Annotated in this window: 12 protein-coding genes and 1 pseudogene; 9 read left to right on the forward strand and 4 right to left on the reverse strand. The window is 69.0% G+C overall.

What is annotated here, in order from left to right; all coding sequences use genetic code 11:
- From VGO20_RS10250 to VGO20_RS10260, 3 genes and pseudogenes are all read left to right on the forward strand, one after another.
- Nucleotides 1-295 (forward strand): annotated as a pseudogene (locus VGO20_RS10250) (DUF2243 domain-containing protein); the annotation flags it as partial.
- A 97-nt stretch (nucleotides 296-392) separates the two neighbouring features.
- Complete coding sequence (locus VGO20_RS10255; protein ID WP_327502234.1) at nucleotides 393-1,316, forward strand: DMT family transporter; 924 nt, start codon at nucleotides 393-395, stop codon at nucleotides 1,314-1,316.
- Nucleotides 1,317-1,379: 63 nt separating this feature from the next.
- Nucleotides 1,380-2,747: an MFS transporter gene (locus VGO20_RS10260; RefSeq protein WP_327502235.1), complete on the forward strand. Its 1,368-nt coding sequence runs from the start codon at nucleotides 1,380-1,382 to the stop codon at nucleotides 2,745-2,747.
- An 88-nt stretch (nucleotides 2,748-2,835) separates the two neighbouring features.
- Here the strand turns inward: VGO20_RS10260 and VGO20_RS10265 are convergent, their stop codons facing one another.
- Complete coding sequence (locus tag VGO20_RS10265; RefSeq protein ID WP_327502236.1) at nucleotides 2,836-3,222, reverse strand: VOC family protein; 387 nt, start codon at nucleotides 3,220-3,222, stop codon at nucleotides 2,836-2,838.
- Nucleotides 3,219-3,602, reverse strand: a complete 384-nt coding sequence (locus tag VGO20_RS10270) for an ArsR/SmtB family transcription factor (protein WP_327502237.1) — start codon at nucleotides 3,600-3,602, stop codon at nucleotides 3,219-3,221. The genes VGO20_RS10265 and VGO20_RS10270 overlap by 4 nt, the downstream gene beginning before the upstream one ends.
- Before the next feature lie 422 nt (nucleotides 3,603-4,024).
- Between VGO20_RS10270 and VGO20_RS10275 the strand changes: the two genes are divergently transcribed.
- Both VGO20_RS10275 and VGO20_RS10280 read left to right on the forward strand, forming a co-directional pair.
- The gene (locus VGO20_RS10275) at nucleotides 4,025-4,321 is read left to right on the forward strand and encodes a type II toxin-antitoxin system ParD family antitoxin (RefSeq protein WP_327502238.1); all 297 of its coding nucleotides are present in this window, start codon (nucleotides 4,025-4,027) and stop codon (nucleotides 4,319-4,321) included.
- Between the two features lie 4 nt (nucleotides 4,322-4,325).
- Nucleotides 4,326-4,709, forward strand: coding sequence for a type II toxin-antitoxin system RelE/ParE family toxin (locus VGO20_RS10280; protein ID WP_327502239.1), 384 nt, complete (start codon nucleotides 4,326-4,328; stop codon nucleotides 4,707-4,709).
- Between the two features lie 220 nt (nucleotides 4,710-4,929).
- On the opposite strand, the gene VGO20_RS10285 is transcribed toward VGO20_RS10280, so the two are convergent.
- The gene (locus VGO20_RS10285) at nucleotides 4,930-8,640 is read right to left on the reverse strand and encodes a vitamin B12-dependent ribonucleotide reductase (protein ID WP_327502240.1); all 3,711 of its coding nucleotides are present in this window, start codon (nucleotides 8,638-8,640) and stop codon (nucleotides 4,930-4,932) included.
- 400 nt (nucleotides 8,641-9,040) lie between these two features.
- Here VGO20_RS10285 and VGO20_RS10290 point away from each other — a divergent pair, with 400 nt between their 5' ends.
- On the forward strand, nucleotides 9,041-10,345 hold the full coding sequence (locus VGO20_RS10290; protein WP_327502241.1) for an MFS transporter: 1,305 nt from the start codon (nucleotides 9,041-9,043) through the stop codon (nucleotides 10,343-10,345).
- A 27-nt stretch (nucleotides 10,346-10,372) separates the two neighbouring features.
- On the opposite strand, the gene VGO20_RS10295 is transcribed toward VGO20_RS10290, so the two are convergent.
- Nucleotides 10,373-10,972: a TetR/AcrR family transcriptional regulator gene (locus tag VGO20_RS10295; RefSeq protein WP_327502242.1), complete on the reverse strand. Its 600-nt coding sequence runs from the start codon at nucleotides 10,970-10,972 to the stop codon at nucleotides 10,373-10,375.
- 119 nt (nucleotides 10,973-11,091) lie between these two features.
- Between VGO20_RS10295 and VGO20_RS10300 the strand changes: the two genes are divergently transcribed.
- The 3 genes from VGO20_RS10300 to VGO20_RS10310 are packed head-to-tail and all read left to right on the forward strand — an operon-like array spanning nucleotide 11,092 to nucleotide 13,866.
- The gene (locus VGO20_RS10300; protein ID WP_327502243.1) at nucleotides 11,092-12,636 is read left to right on the forward strand and encodes an MFS transporter; all 1,545 of its coding nucleotides are present in this window, start codon (nucleotides 11,092-11,094) and stop codon (nucleotides 12,634-12,636) included.
- Entirely contained in the window at nucleotides 12,633-13,022 is a 390-nt protein-coding gene (locus VGO20_RS10305; RefSeq protein ID WP_327502244.1) for a nuclear transport factor 2 family protein, read from the forward strand. The genes VGO20_RS10300 and VGO20_RS10305 overlap by 4 nt, the downstream gene beginning before the upstream one ends.
- Nucleotides 12,985-13,866 (forward strand): endonuclease/exonuclease/phosphatase family protein, encoded by an 882-nt coding sequence (locus tag VGO20_RS10310; RefSeq protein WP_327502246.1) that lies wholly within the window; start codon nucleotides 12,985-12,987, stop codon nucleotides 13,864-13,866. The genes VGO20_RS10305 and VGO20_RS10310 overlap by 38 nt, the downstream gene beginning before the upstream one ends.
- Nucleotides 13,867-14,008: the final 142 nt, after the last annotated feature.

Raw genomic sequence — 14,008 nt, forward strand, 5'->3', positions numbered from 1 at the left:
GGTCCCGGCGCTGCTGGCGGCCGCGGTGCTGGTCGCCGGCCCGGTCGCCGCCCTGCCGCCGCCGGGCGGGACCATGGTCGCCGTGCTGTTCCCTTCGGGCATGCCGGCGGCGGACGCGCTCGCGGCGGTATCGGCGGTGAACGGCCGGGCGGTGTGGAGCAACGCCGCCGGCGACCTGTGGGTGGTCGACCTGGAGGCGGGAGGCCCGGCGCGGGGGCTGTACCGCCACGGCGCCCTCTTCGTCAGCGGCGGGACGCTGCCGGCGGGGTGCTTCGCCTGGGCGCGCGCCGCGTAGGAAAAGGTTCGGCGTTCGCCGAAGCGTTCCGGGATGACTCGATGCTTCCGGCGTGGCAAGGTCCCGTCGATCGGAAAACCCGCGACGAGAGACGACGATGACCGGGACCAGCACGCATCCCCCGACCCCGATGGTGGAGCTGGCGCTCCTCGCGGTCCTCGCGACGTTGTGGGCGGCCTCTTACACCTTCATCAAGCTCGGCGTCGCGACGATCCCGCCGGTGACCCTGATCGCGGCGCGCACGCTGGTCGCCGGCGGGTTGCTGCTGGCGATCCTGCGGCTGCGCGGCGTGTCCTTGCCGAAGGACCGCCTGACCTGGCGCCGGTTCGCGTTCCAGGCCTGCCTCAACAGCGTCGTCCCGTTCACGCTGATCGCGTGGGCCGAGCTGACGGTCGACGCCGGGCTCGCGACCATCCTCAACTCGACGACGCCGATCTTCGCCTTCCTGCTGACCTGGGCCATCACGCGTCACGAGGCGGTGACCGCGCGCAAGCTGTTCGGCGTATGCGCGGGGCTGGCGGGAATCTGCCTGATCGTCGGGAGGGAGGCGTTCGGGGGCCTCGGCCACCAGCTCGGCGCACAGGTCGTGATCGTGCTGGCGACGGTGTGCTATGCGTCCGCGGTCATCTTCGGGCGCAACTTCAAGGGGCTCGACCCCATGCTCCCGGCCGCGGGCTCGCTGCTGTGCGGTGCGGCGATCCTGATCCCGGTCAGCCTGGTCGTGGACCGGCCCTGGACGCTGGAGCCGTCGCGGGAGTCGGTGCTGGCGCTGCTCGGCCTCGCCGTGTTCTCCACCGCGCTCGCCTTCGTGATCTATTTCCGGCTGATCCACACGCTGGGCTCGGTCGGCACGACGGCGCAGTCGTACCTGCGCGTTCCGATCGGGGTCGCGATCAGCGCGACCTTCCTGGGCGAGACGCTGTCGCAGACGGCATGGGTGGGGCTCGCCGCGGTGCTGGTGGGGGTGTTCGCGATGACCCTGCCGTCGCGCAAGCCGCTCGCGGCCTCGAAGGCCGCGTGAAGGGCCCAGGGAGCCGTTCCGATTGTTCTGCGTGGTATAGGGGCCGTTCCGGAGGAGGCGTCGTTGTTCTCACCGTTGCGCGACCGCACTTACCGCCACCTGTTCGCCGCCCAGGTCCTTTCCCTTGCCGGGAGCGGTCTGACGACGATCGCGCTGGCACTGCTCGCCTACGATCTTGCCGGGTCGGAGGCTGGGGCCGTCCTCGGTACGGCGCTCGCGATCAAGATGGTCGCCTATGTCGCGATCGCGCCCGTGGTCGGCAGCTACGCCCACCGGCTGCCGCGCCGGACCCTGCTGATCGCTCTCGACCTGGTCCGGGCCGGCGTCGTCCTGGCCTTCCCCCTAGTTACCCAGGTCTGGCAGGTATACCTGCTGATCCTCCTGCTCCAGGCAGCGTCGGCGGCGTTCACGCCGACCTTCCAGGCGACCATCCCCGACGTGCTGTCCGACGAAGAGCGCTACACGCAGGCCCTCTCGCTGTCCCGGCTCGCCTATGACCTGGAGAACCTGCTCAGCCCCATCCTCGCCGCCCTGCTCCTCGCGGCCCTGAATCACGGCTGGCTGTTCGCGGGCAACGCGCTCGGCTTCCTGGGTTCGGCGCTGCTCGTCGCCTCGGTGATCCTGCCGGGGCCGCAGCCGGCCCCGCGCCCGCGCGGCGTCCTGGCGAACATCGGCCATGGCAGCCGGATCTACCTGAAGACGCCGCGCCTACGCGGCCTCCTCGCGCTGAACCTGGCGGTCGCGGCGGCGGGCGCGACGGTCATCGTCAACACGGTCGTGCTCGTGCGCGACGTCATGGGCGGCACCGAAGTCGGGGTGGCCTGGGCCATGGCGGCGTTCGGAGGGGGGAGCATGCTGGCCGCCGCGATGCTACCCCGTCTGCTGGGCCGCGCGGCCGAGCGGCCGGTCATGCTCGGCGGCGGCGTTCTGGTCGCGCTCGGCCTGATGTCCGGCCCGCTACCGTCGACGCTTGCGGGGCTGCTGCCGGTCTGGTTCCTGCTGGGGGCGGGGTCGTCCTTCGTGCAGACGCCGGCAGGCCGCCTCCTACGCCGGTCCAGCCACGAAGGCGATCGTCCAGCCCTGTTCTCCGCCCAGTTCGCGTTGTCCCATGTCTGCTGGCTGTTCACCTATCCGCTCGCCGGATGGCTCGGAGCCGGCGCGGGGCTCGATTCCGGCTTCATGGTCCTTGCGGTGCTGGCGGGCCTGTCGACGCTTGCGGCGGCGCTCCTGTGGCCGGCCCGGGATCCGGTCGAGATCGGGCACGTGCATACCCCGCTCGGCCACGAGCACCTGCACGTGCACGACGAGCATCACCAGCACGAGGGCTGGGAGGGACCGGAACCGCACAGCCATTCCCACCGCCACGGACCGTTGCGGCACCGCCATGCCTTCATGATCGACCTGCATCACGACGGCTGGCCGATCCGGTGAAGCCGGCCCGAGCAGAGCGGAATCATGCCTTGCCGAGGCGTGATGCCGGCGAGCGCCAATCCCGGCCAGTCAGGATCGGCGCGGCGGATCAGGCCTGGTACAGCTGGATCAGGTTGCCGCAGGTGTCGTCGAGCACGGCCACGGTCACGGGGCCGGCCGGCGTGGGGGTCCGGGTGAAGCGGACGCCGAGCCCGGCCAGCCGCTCGTACTCGCGCTGGATGTCGTCGACCTGGAAGGCGGTGGCCGGGATGCCGTCGCCGACCAGGGCCTTCTGGTAGACGCCCGCCGCCGGATGGCCGTTCGGCTCCAGCACCAGTTCGGTGCCGTCGGGCGCAGCCGGCGAGACGACGGTGAGCCATCTGGCCGCCCCCATGGGGATGTCGTGCTTCTTCACGAAGCCCAGGACGTCGGTATAGAACGCCGCGGCCTTGTCCTGGTCGTCGACGAACACGCTGGCGAGCGTGATCCTGATCATGTCTCTTCTCCTCCGTTGGCAGGTTTGGTGCCGGCCGCGTCCTCGGCCCTGAGCAGGGCGTCCAGCACGTCGAGCCTGTCGGTCCAGAAACCTTCGTAGAAGCGCAGCCATTCGTTCGCGGCCGCCAGCGGCGCCGGCTCGATCCGCAGGACGTGGGACCGGCCCTCGATCCTGCGGCGCACGAGCCCGGCGCGCTCCAGCACCCGCACGTGCTTGGACGCGGCGGGGAACGACATGCGGAACGGGGCCGCGAGCTCGCCGATGTTGCGCTCTCCCGAGGCGAGGCTGCGCAGCATCGCGCGCCGCGTCGGATCGGCCAGCGCGTGGAAGACGTCGTCCAGCGCCTGGGTGGCCGGCACTTCGGTGGGTTGTGAAACCATATGGTTGAGTTAGAGCGTGGAGCGCGAATTGTCAACCGAATGGTTTTGCGACTGGCCGGTCGACGGGGTGAGGGCGTCGGGCCGGCGCTGGAGACCGAGGACGTCATCCGCGCCTCCAGCATCGTCCCGACCACGGCGCTAACCATCCGCAAGCTGGCCGGCGCTGCAGAGCCTCACCGAGGGCTACGAGGCGCGGTTGCGGGCCGGGCGGGAAGCTGCGGCCGGGTCGGGGGCCCCCAAGGGATGGCGCATTCGGCCGGGAGGGGAAAGTCACCTACGCGCGAATATTCCCTCTCCCGATAGCGAGGGAGAGGAGATTTTCAATCTAATGAGGTTCGCTTCGGTCAGATGCGATGACCGTGGTCCTTGACAGGCGAGCGGAAGGTATCAAGCTTTGCTATGGATACGGGACGGAGGCCGTAATGACCGGTCGAAACTTCAGCCTGACCGAGACGCTGAGTGAGTTCATCGACCGTGAGGTCGAGAACGGGCGTCACCAGAATGCCAGCGAGGTCGTGCGCGAGGCATTGCGGCGCTACCAGGACGACGTGGACGCCGAACGAGCCGGCCTTGCGGCCATCGAGGCCATTGCAGAACGTGGGCTGGCCGCAATCGAGCGCGGGGAGTACAGGCTGGTGCGGGGTGACGAAGGCCGGCGCGCCCTGCTCGACGGCCTGGACCGCCGCGCGTCGGAACGCGCCAGAGCGCGGCGGGGCTGAGCCCGTGGCCGATTTTCGCCTGTCGCAGCCGGCGGAATCGGATCTCGACGATATCCTGGATTGGAGCGAGGACAAGTTCCATCGTATCGGCCGCTTGCGCTACGCGACGCTTCTCGTCCAGGCGATGCAGGACATCGCCGATGACCCGGGCCGAGCGGGTGTCAAATGGATCCGTACTTCCCGGATGAGGGTCGGCATCTATCACGCGTGGCACAGCCGGGCCAACGTTCTCGATCCGGCGGATCGCGTCCATGATCCTCGGCACCTGATCGTGTTCCGCGTCGCCGAGGACGGGGTCGTCGACATCCTCGGCTTTGTTCATGACGCCATGCTGCGCAACCGCGCCCTGCGCCGGATCATGCTTGCGAACGTGCCGGGCGCCGACTGAGGGGCTTGTGGGCCGAGTTTTGCTGCGCTTCACCACTTGAGGCAAGAGAAAGTCTGGGGTGGGAGGGGTCGCCATTCGGCGGCAAAGACTCGTTGGCAGCTAGTTTCAGCTCTTTTACTGGATCCGAGGGCGTCCCTCACCCTTCCCATGCTTCGCATGGGCCCCTTCCCTCTCCCGGAGGGAGAGGGAATACTTCCGGAGAGTGAGGGACTACTTCACGTTACGAGCAGCCGGTCGTGGAGCCGCAGGTATCGCATTTGAGGCAGGTGCCGTTGCGCACCAGGGTCATGTTCCCGCACTCGCCGCAGGGGTCGCCCTCGTAGCCCTTGGCGCGGGCTTCGCGGACGCGCTCCATGCGGTTCGACATCGCCATGTCCTGGGTGCCGCCCGCCGGCGCGCCGCCGGTCTCGCCGCCGCCATAGGCGCGGGCGGTGGCCTCGGTGCCGGAGGCGTAGGCGACCGCCTGGCCGCCGGAAGCGGCGGCCGCGGCGGCCCGGTTCATGCCGCCCTGCAGGACGCGCAGGTTGTTGCGGACGTAGCCGGTGCTGGCCACCCGCTTCATCGCCTCCAGGGTCTCCTCGACGTAGCGGGCGGGCAGGGGCGGCAGCTCGCCTTCCTTGTCGCCCGTGCCGAGGCTGTCGGGGGCGAGGTCCTCCGGCGTCGCGTGGGCGAGGTCGGTGCGGGCGAGATAGCTGATGGCGAGCTCACGGAAGATGTAGTCGATCACCGAGGTCGCCATGCGGATGCTGTCGTTGCCCTGGACCATGCCCGACGGCTCGAAGCGGGTGAAGGTGAAGGCCTCCACGAACTCCTCGAGCGGCACGCCGTACTGCAGGCCGAGCGAGACCGCGATCGCGAAGTTGTTCATCAGCGAGCGGAAGGCGGCGCCTTCCTTGTGCATGTCGATGAAGATCTCGCCGATGCGGCCGTCGTCGTACTCGCCGGTGCGCAGGTAGATCTTGTGCCCGCCGACCACGGCCTTCTGGGTGTAGCCCTTGCGCCGATGCGGCATGCGCTCGCGCTCGGCCCGGCGGGTCACCCGCTCGACGATGCGCTCGACGATGCGCTCGGCCACCATCGGGGCGCGCTGCGCGTTCGGCGCGTCGATCAGGGCCGCGACCGTATCCTCCTCCTCGTCCTCGTCCTCCAGGACCTGGGCGTTGAGGGGCTGCGACAGCTTGGAGCCGTCGCGGTACAGCGCGTTGGCCTTGATCCCCAGGCGCCAGGACAGCAGGTAGGCGTCCTTGCACTCCTCGACCGTGGCCGAGTTGGGCATGTTGATCGTCTTGGAGATGGCGCCCGAGATGAAGGGCTGGGCCGCCGCCATCATGCGGATGTGGCTCTCGGTCGACAGGAAGCGCTTGCCGATGCGCCCGCACGGGCTGGCGCAGTCGAACACCGCCAGGTGCTCCTCCTTCAGGAAGGGCGCGCCCTCCAGGGTCATGGCACCGCAGCAGTAGGTGTTCGCCAGCTCGATCTCCTGGCGGGTGAAGCCCAGGAACGAGAGCATGTCGAAGCCGAGGTCGTCCAGCCGCTCGGCCGGGATGCCGAGGACCTCGGTGCAGAACTCCTGGCCGAGCGACCACTTGTTGAAGGCGAACTTGATGTCGAAGGCGTTCTTCAGCGAGCCCTCGATCGCGGCGAGCGCCTCGTCGGTGAAGCCCTTCGCCTTCAGGCGCGCGTGGTCGACGCCGGGCGCGTCCTTCAGGGTCGCGTGGCCGACCGCGTAGCGCTCCATCGCCTCGATCTGCTCGGGCGCGTAGCCGAGCTTGCGCAGCGCCTCCGGCACGATGCGGTTGATGATCTTGAAGTAGCCGCCGCCGGCCAGCTTCTTGAACTTCACCAGCGCGAAGTCGGGCTCGATGCCGGTGGTGTCGCAGTCCATCACGAGGCCGATCGTGCCGGTCGGCGCGATCACGGTCGACTGCGCGTTGCGGAAGCCCGACGCCTCGCCCAGCTCCAGCGCGCGGTCCCAGGCGCGCCGGGCGGCCGCGACCAGGGCCTGGTCGGGGCACTCGCCGGCCTGGAGGGGCACCGGCAGCACCGACAGCGTCTCGTAGCCGCCGGTCTCGCCATGGGCGGCGCGGCGGTGGTTGCGGATCACGCGCAGCATGTGATCGCGGTTGACCTCGTAGCCGGGGAACGGCCCGAGCTCGCCCGCCATCTCGGCCGAGGTCGCGTAGGCGACGCCGGTCATCACGGCCGTGATCGCGGCGCAGATCGCGCGCCCCTCGTCGCTGTCATAGGGGATGCCCGACGCCATCAGCAGGCCGCCGATATTGGCGTAGCCGAGGCCGAGCGTGCGGAACTCGTAGCTGAGCCGGGCGATCTCGCGCGAGGGGAACTGCGCCATCAGCACCGAGATCTCGAGCACCACCGTCCACAGCCGGCAGCCATGCTCGAACGCCTCGACGTCGAAGGAACCGTCGGCCTTGCGGAACTCCATCAGGTTCAGCGAGGCGAGGTTGCAGGCGGTGTCGTCGAGGAACATGTACTCCGAGCACGGGTTCGAGGCGTTGATGCGCCCCGAGGCCGGGCAGGTGTGCCACTCGTTGATGGTGGTGTCGTACTGCACGCCCGGATCGGCGCAGGCCCAGGCGGCGTGGCCGATCTTCTCCCACAGGTCGCGCGCCTTCAGCGTCTTGGCGACGGCGTCGTCGGTGCGCCGCACGAGCTGCCACTCCGCGTCGTCGAGCACCGCCTCGATGAAGTCGTTGGTCAGGCGCACGGAGTTGTTGGAGTTCTGGCCCGAGACGGTCAGGTAGGCCTCGGAATCCCAGTCGGTGTCGTAGGTGCGGAACGAGATCGAGGTGAAGCCCTGGCCGGCGAACTGCACCACGCGCTGGATGTAGTTCTCGGGGATCATCACCTTGCGCGCGGCGAGGATCGCCTTCTTGAGCGCCTTGTTCTCCTTGGGGTCGAGGCGGCGGGCGTCGGTCGCCTCCCAGCCCTCGTTGCAGGCGCGCATCACCTCGCTCATGTGGCGCTGGGCCAGCTTGGAGCCGGAGACCAATGCCGCGACCTTCTGCTCCTCGATCACCTTCCAGTCGATGTAGGCCTCGATGTCGGGATGGTCGATGTCGACCGTCACCATCTTGGCCGCGCGCCGCGTCGTGCCGCCGGACTTGATCGCGCCCGCGGCGCGGTCGCCGATCTTGAGGAAGCTCATCAGGCCGGAGGAACGGCCGCCGCCCGACAGCCGCTCGCCGTCGCCGCGCAGCTTCGAGAAGTTGGAGCCGGTGCCCGAGCCGTACTTGAACAGCCGCGCCTCGCGCACCCACAGGTCCATGATGCCGCCCTCGTTCACGAGGTCGTCGGCGACGGACTGGATGAAGCAGGCATGGGGCTGCGGATGCTCGTAGGCCGAATCGGAGGCCTTCAGCTCACCGGTGCGGAAATCGACGTAGTAGTGGCCCTGGGCCGGGCCGTCGATGCCGTAGGCCCAGTGCAGGCCGGTGTTGAACCATTGCGGGCTGTTCGGCGCCGCCATCTGCCGGCACAGCATGTAGCGCATCTCGTCGAAGAAGGCGCGCGCGTCGGCCTCCCCGTCGAAATAGCCGCCCTTCCAGCCCCAATAGGTCCAGGTGCCGGCCAGCCGGTCGAACACGTCCTTGGCCGAGCGCTCGCCGGTGGCGCGCGCCTCGCGCGGGAGGTGCTTCAGGACCGATTCGTCGGCCTCCTTGCGCCACAGCCAGGAGGGGACGGTGTTCTCCTCCACGGCCTTCAAGGCAGCAGGGATGCCAGCCTTGCGGAAATACTTCTGGGCGAGGATGTCGCACGCGACCTGGCTCCAGTCGGCCGGGACGTCGATGTCCTTCAGCTGGAACACCAGCGAGCCGTCCGGATTCCGGATCTCGCTGGTGGTCTGGCGGAACTCGATCCCGTGATAGGCGTCCAGGCCTTCGGTCGTGAATCGACGCTCAATCCGCATGGCGTGATGTTCCCCTCTGCTTTTCGGCGTTCCTGGAACGCGCGCAGTTATGCTATTTCGACCAAATCCAAGGAGGTAGCCCGCCATATCTGTGACGGGCAGACGAGTGTGCCACAAAGTCTGGTACTGACAACCGGATTTTGGGCGTCATGTTCCACCGACCCACATAATGTTGTGGATGATGTGGTGGAAAAGCCGCGGCGGCCCGGTGGAGAAGCCGGTGGAAAAAGGCTGCGCCGCGGTGAATCACCGCTCCGGAAGCGAGGCCGGGGGCCGGTGAATCGCATCGGCCCCGACGTTAAGGGGTCGCCTGCGCGGGGGTGCCCGTTGCAAGATGCGCCCCTGTTCCACCCCCGTGTTCCGCCCGCCCCGAATCCTCTCAGCAGCCCCTTCCAGCGAAATGCCCCAGATCGCCCTGTCGGTTTCCTCCCTGCTGCTCGGCGTCGCGTTGCTGATGCTCGGCAGCGGCCTGCTTTCCACGCTGGTCGGCGTCGAGCTCGCGCGGGCCGGCGCCGATTCCACCGCGATCGGATTCGCGATGGCCGCCTACTACGCCGGGCTGACGGTCGCGTCCCTGAAGGCGCATGTCGTCATCGCAGGGGTCGGGCATATCCGGGCCTTCGCCGCCTTCGCCTCGGTGTTCTCGGCCGCGGCGCTGGCGCACGCGATCCTGCCGAACCTCGCGTTCTGGGCGGTGCTGAGGCTGATCGAGGGGTTCTGCATGGCCGGGCTCTTCATGTGCATCGAGAGCTGGCTGAACGACCGCGCGACGCCGCAGACGCGCGGGCAGCTGCTGTCGCTCTACATGATCACGGTGTACGGGGCGATGGGCCTCGGCCAGCAGCTTCTGGTGATCGACGACCCCGCGGGCACGCTGCGCTTCATCGCGACGTCGATCCTGCTGTCGCTGGCGCTGGTCCCGGTGTCGCTGACGCGCGCGACCCCGCCGGTGCTGCCGCACGTCGAATCGTTCGGCATCCGCCGGCTGTGGCGGATCTCGCCGCTCGGCATCTTCGGCACCTTCGCCAGCGGCATCGTGACCGGCGCGATCTACGGCCTCGCCCCGGTGTTCGGCGAGCGGTCGGGATTCGGCACGGCGGGGACCGCGCTGTTCATGACCGTCATCATCCTGGGCGGGGTGGTGCTGCAATGGCCGCTCGGGCGGCTGTCGGACGTGTTCGACCGCCGGACGGTCGTGATCGGGCTGTGCGCCGCCCTGACCGCCACCAGCGTCGCGATGATCGCCGTCGCCGGGATCGACGCCCAATGGCCGCTGCTGGCGGTCACGCTGCTGTTCGGCGGTCTGTCCTTCACCCTGTACCCGATCTGCGTCGCCCATACCAACGACCACCTCGACCGCAGCGAGCTGGTCCAGGCGAGCGGGGGGCTGATCCTGGCCTATTCGGCGGGGGCCACGATCGGGCCGCTCGCCGCCTCGGCGACGATGTCGGCGCTCGGGCCGTGGGGGCTGTTCGCCTTCACCGCCGCCGGCGCCTTCGCCTGCTTCGCCTTCGGCCTGTGGCGCACCCGCGTGCGGCCGCCGGTGCCGGTGGCGGAGCAGGGGCCGTTCCTGGCGCTGCCGCGCACGACGCCCGTCATCACGCCGCTGGACCCGCGGTCGGCCGAGGAGCCGGAGGACGAGCAGCTGTCGCTGGACCTGCAGGCGGCGGGTCACCCCGCGGAGGGAGGGGGCGGCCGCGTCTAGGGGGCACCCTGCGCGCCCGGAAGCGCGCTAACCTCTCTGGTCTTCCGGCCAGATTCTCATCGCCATATCGACGACGTCGATCAGTTCCTGCCGCGACGCGCCGCTCTTGGCCTGCACGGCCATGCCGGTCGCGACCGTCATCACATAGCCCGCCAGCGCCTTCGCACTCCAGCCCGGCGGCAACCCGCCGGCCTGCTGGACCTGCGCGAACCGCGCGGCGACGTCGGCTTCCGCCTGCCGCCTGAGGCTCGCCATCGCCTTCTGGACCGCCTCCGATTCCGGGCCGGTGGCGAGCGCGCCCTGAATCATCAGGCAACCTTCCGGCGTAGCGTCGCCGGACACGAGATCGACCTCGCCCATCAGTATGCCGCGCGCCACCTCGCGGGCGGAGGTCATGGCGAATGCCTCCTCGTACAGGCTCGCGCTGTAGCGGTCGTAGTGCCCGACCGCCTTCATGAACAGGCTCTCCTTGTTGCCGAAGGCGTTGTAGACGCTGGCCACCGTCAGCCCCATCGCCTGCGCCAGGGTCGAGATCGACGTCCCTTCATACCCGTGCCGCCAGAAAAGGCGCAGCGCCGCATCCAGCGCCGCGCCCTCGTCGAACTGTCTCGGCCGTCCTCTCGGCATTTTTAGAATGCTCGCTCGAAAATTCTTGACGCGTCGGTTCCGGTTAATATTATAGGGGTCATTCTAATTATCAAGCCGCCTCGCCGCGACGCGGGCCAGGGCGGGAGGAGGAGACCGAGATGCAAGCCGCAACCCATCCCCCGGCCGGCCGCAGAGAATGGCTCGGCCTCGCCGTGCTGGCGCTTCCGACGCTGCTCGTGTCGATGGACATGACGATCCTCTACCTGGCGACGCCGTCGCTCAGTGCGGCACTTCAGCCAAGTGCAGCGGAACTCCTGTGGATTTCCGACATCTACGGCTTCCTGATCGCCGGCGCGCTCATTCCCCTGGGCGCCGTCGGCGACCGCATCGGCCGGCGGCGCCTGCTCCTGATCGGCTCGGTCTTCTTCGGGCTGGCCTCGGTCCTGGCGGCCTTCTCGACCAGCGCGACCATGCTGATCGTGGCCCGCGCGATACTGGGAGTCGCCGGGGCGACCGTGCTGCCTTCGACCCTGGCGATGATACGCAACCTCTTCCATTCGCCGCGCGAACGCAGCATCGCCATCGGCATCTGGACGACGTGCTTCACGCTCGGGGGCGTGCTCGGCCCGCTTGTCGGCGGCCTGCTGCTCCAGCATCTCTGGTGGGGGTCCGTCTTTCTCGTGGCCGTTCCGGTCATGGCGGCGCTGGCCGTTCTCGGCCCGATCTTCCTGCCCGAGGTCCGTGAAGACGACGGGCATGCCGTCGACGTCCCAAGCGTCGCCATGTCGGTGACCGCGTTGCTGGCGACCGCCTACGGCGTGAAGCATCTCGCCGAGACCGGCGTCACGATGACGGCGGCCGCCGTATTCGTGCTCGGCGGCATCGTGGGCTGGGCATTCGTCCGCCGCCAAGGCCGTCTGGCCGCCCCGCTGGTCGATCTCGGCCTGTTCAGGAACGGCGCGTTCGCCGCCGCGCTCGGTGCGAACATGATGGCCCTGTTCGCCTGGGTCGGCGCGTCTCTGCTGATCGCGCAGTATCTCCAGCTCGTCGTCGGCATGTCGCCCATGACCGCGGGGTTGTGGACCATCCCGCCGGCAATCGCTTGCGTGGCCGGATGCCTGGGTGCGCCGGTGCTGGCGCAGCGGGTCCCGCCCGCGGTGATCGTCACGTCCGCCCTGCTGCTCGTGGCGGCCGGCTTCGCGGTCATGACGGCGTTCACGGCCGGCTTCGGGCTGGCGGCGATCATTTCCGGCATGGCCGTTCTCGGGCTCGGCGTCGCGGTCATCGTGACGTTGGGCACCGACCTGATCCTCGCCAGCGCTCCGGCGGACAAGGCCGGTGCGGCATCGGCCATCTCCGAGACCGGCGCCGATCTCGGCGGTTCGTTCGGCGTGGCGGTGCTCGGCAGCGTCGGCGTGGCCGTCTATCGGGCTGCGGTCGCCGTACCGGAGGGGTTGAGCGAGGATCGCGCGGCGGCGGTGCGCGACACGCTCGGCGCCGCCGTCGACGTCGCGAGCGCTCTCCCGGGCCCCTCCGGCTCCATCCTGCTCGAATCGGCCCAGCAGGCTTTCGAGCGCGGCCTGGTGCTCGCCTCGGGCGCGGGGTTCTGCGTCCTGCTGTCCACCGCGATCTTCTTCGCGTGGACCAATCTGCGCCGTGGCGCCCTGCGCCCGGCAGTTCAAAGCCAAGGAGGAATCCGATGACCAGGGAACGCGATGAACGGGCGATCCATGCCCTGATCGAGGACTGGACCGACGCGATCCGCAAGGGCGACATCGACCGGGTCCTGGCGAACCGGACGGACGACATCGTCATGTACGACGTGCCGGAGCCCATCCAGGAAAGGGGCATCGACGCCTACAGGCGGACCTGGACGCTCTTCTTCGAGCACAACGAAGCCGGGCCCGGCCGCTTCAGGCTCAGTGACGTCCAGGTCGTCGCCGGCGGCGACGTCGCCTACGCCCATGGCCTGCTCACGATCGGGGGCGGCGACGCTTACTGCCGCCTCACGCTCGGTCTGCGGCGCATCGACGGCATGTGGAAGGTGGCGCATGAGCACCATTCCATCCCGATCAAGCTCGATCGATGATCCCATCACGGCCGAAGGCGGCGCAACGACGGAGGTACTGGAAATGCGGATCATGTGTCTCAACGGCTGGGGCGGCAGACTGCACGACCAGCTGATCCCATATCTGCGCGCCGTCTCCCCGGACGTCCTGTGCCTCCAGGAAGTGGTCCATACGCCGGCCAGCGCCAAGGATTGGCTCGCCTACCGCGACGGCGATCACGTGCTGCCGCAGCGCGCCAACTTCTTTCGCGAAGTCGCAGCCGCGTTGCCGGGCCACGTCGCGACGTTCTGTCCGGCGGCACGGGGCATTCTCCGGGACGGCGAAGAGACGGTGCCGTCGCAGTGGGGGCTCGCGACGTTCGTCCGCGCTTCCTTCCCGATCATCGGGCAGGCCCAGGCGTTCGTTCACAAATCCTTCTCGTCCGACGGCTACGGGCACCATCCCCGGCCCCGGAACGCCCACGCGGTCCGGATACACGATTTCGACCGGGGATGGACCGCCTGTATCGCTCACATGCACGGACTGCGCGACCTCAACGGCAAGATGGACACGCCCGAGCGACTGGTCCAGGCGCGCAGGTTCGCTGACCTGATCGCGCACCTCGCGGAGGAGAACGACCGCCTCGTCGTATGCGGCGACTTCAACGTGGAACCCGGCAGCAGGACTTTCGACGTGCTTCGGGAGCTGGGGCTGACGGATCTCGTCACGGCACGACACTTTTCCGGCACCCGCACGTCCTACTATGAAAAGCCGGGGCGGTTCGCCGATTTCATGCTCGTCGGCGGGTCGGTCGAGGTCATCGACTTCGATGTCGTCGAGCAGCCCGAAGTATCGGACCATCGCCCCCTCGTGCTTGAACTCTGACGGGGCCGCGCAGGGCCGGCCGGGATCCGTCAGGCGGCTTCCAGGACGGCGCTGAGGAAGGCGCGGGTGCGCTCGTTCTCGGGGTTGGCGAAGAGGCGCTCGGGCGGGCCCTGCTCGGCGATGCGGCCCTGGTCGAAGAAGC

Origin of the sequence: Arenibaculum sp. (assembly GCF_035998295.1) — a bacterium.
GTDB lineage: Bacteria > Pseudomonadota > Alphaproteobacteria > Azospirillales > Azospirillaceae > DASYHS01.

Coding starts and splice junctions, on each gene's coding strand:
- VGO20_RS10255 (WP_327502234.1), top strand. CDS start 393: ATGACCGGGACCAGCACGCATCCCCCGACCCCGATGGTGGAGCTGGCG.
- VGO20_RS10265 (WP_327502236.1), bottom strand. CDS start 3,222: ATGATCAGGATCACGCTCGCCAGCGTGTTCGTCGACGACCAGGACAAG.
- VGO20_RS10270 (WP_327502237.1), bottom strand. CDS start 3,602: ATGGTTTCACAACCCACCGAAGTGCCGGCCACCCAGGCGCTGGACGAC.
- VGO20_RS10275 (WP_327502238.1), top strand. CDS start 4,025: ATGACCGGTCGAAACTTCAGCCTGACCGAGACGCTGAGTGAGTTCATC.
- VGO20_RS10285 (WP_327502240.1), bottom strand. CDS start 8,640: ATGCGGATTGAGCGTCGATTCACGACCGAAGGCCTGGACGCCTATCAC.
- VGO20_RS10290 (WP_327502241.1), top strand. CDS start 9,041: ATGCCCCAGATCGCCCTGTCGGTTTCCTCCCTGCTGCTCGGCGTCGCG.
- VGO20_RS10295 (WP_327502242.1), bottom strand. CDS start 10,972: ATGCCGAGAGGACGGCCGAGACAGTTCGACGAGGGCGCGGCGCTGGAT.
- VGO20_RS10300 (WP_327502243.1), top strand. CDS start 11,092: ATGCAAGCCGCAACCCATCCCCCGGCCGGCCGCAGAGAATGGCTCGGC.
- VGO20_RS10305 (WP_327502244.1), top strand. CDS start 12,633: ATGACCAGGGAACGCGATGAACGGGCGATCCATGCCCTGATCGAGGAC.
- VGO20_RS10310 (WP_327502246.1), top strand. CDS start 12,985: ATGAGCACCATTCCATCCCGATCAAGCTCGATCGATGATCCCATCACG.